The 1,236-nt window shown below is 67.2% G+C and carries 1 protein-coding gene; it reads right to left on the minus strand.

What is annotated here, in order from left to right; translation table 11 throughout:
• Window positions 1–92: 92 nt before the first annotated feature.
• On the minus strand, window positions 93–980 hold the full coding sequence (locus tag ACFU8Q_RS41565; RefSeq protein ID WP_384465440.1) for a glycoside hydrolase family 19 protein: 888 nt from the start codon (window positions 978–980) through the stop codon (window positions 93–95).
• Between the last annotated feature and the right edge of the window lie 256 nt (window positions 981–1,236).

A 1,236-nucleotide genomic window follows, 5' to 3' on the forward strand; every position in this document is an offset into this window, starting at 1 on the left:
GGGCCGGGCACGCCCCCCGTCGGGTGGGGGGATCCGCAGTCTGCAGATCCGCACACCGTGGATCTACGGACTGCGGATATACGGACTGCGGGTCAGCAGCTCAGGTTGGAGCCGGGGGTGGTGCCGAGGATCGATACGAATGCCCGGTAGCGGTCGATACGGCTCTGGACCTGGGCGGGGTTGCCGCCGTTGCACTCCAGGGAACCGTTGATCGAGCGGATGGTCTCGCCGAATCCGGCACCGTTCACCATGGCGTTGTGGGCGGTCATGGTGCCGGGGCCGTTCTGGGTGTTCCAGTACCAGAGGCCGGTCTTCCAGGCGACCGAGGCATTCTGCTCGACCAGGTACGGGTTGCCCAGCAAATCGATGCCGAGAGCGTCACCGGCGGCCTTGTAGTTGAAGTTCCAGCTGAGCTGTATCGGGCCGCGGCCGTAGTACGCGGACTGGCCGGCCGGGCAGCCGTAGGGCCGGCTGCTGTCGCAGTAGTGCGGGTAGTTGGCCGTGTTCTGCTCGACCACGTACACCAGACCGCCCGTCTCGTGGCTGACGTTGGCGAGGAACGCCGCCGCCTCCTGGCGCTTGACGGTGTCGCTGCCGGTGTTCGCGAAGCCCGGGTAGGCGCTCAGCGCCGCAGTCAGTCCGCTGTACGTGTAGAACGGATTCCGGTTCGGGAACATCTGGTTGAACTGCGCCTCGCTGACGACGAAGCCGGACGGGGTGCCCGGGTCCGTTCCGCCGCCACCGCCGCAACTGCCCTGGTCCGCCCAGACGTCGGAGCTGCCGGGGGTCTCGTTCTGGGTCCACCACTTGGCGGTCCAGTTGTGCCCGTTGTAGGAGGCCGATCCACCGCCGGTGTAGACGGACGAGGAATTCCAGGGTGCCGCGCAGTCGGCTGCCGCGGCGCTGGTGGCAGGGAGAACGACGACCATCGCAACGACCGCGCCCAGCGCGGCCAGCAGGCCCATGATGCGTCTGATCACGTGATCACTCCTTCGGTGCGGCGCACCGAGCTGGACGGTGCGCCGCCATGGGGGGGGTGACGGTCACTCAAGCGCCGCTGGTCTGAACCTGTCAAGGTCTAGACCAACATCGGGAATCCTTCCCGAAGGAGCGTCCACGGGCGGGCCCGCAACACATTCGCGCCGCCGGACCCGCTCTCAACAGGAGGAATTCCGGAAGGGGTTCATCCGGATCACGCGCCGCATGCTGGACGGGCCCGAAGGTAAAACCTTCGGG

It is taken from the genome of Streptomyces sp. NPDC057543 (assembly GCF_042801895.1).
Classification (GTDB): domain Bacteria; phylum Actinomycetota; class Actinomycetes; order Streptomycetales; family Streptomycetaceae; genus Streptomyces.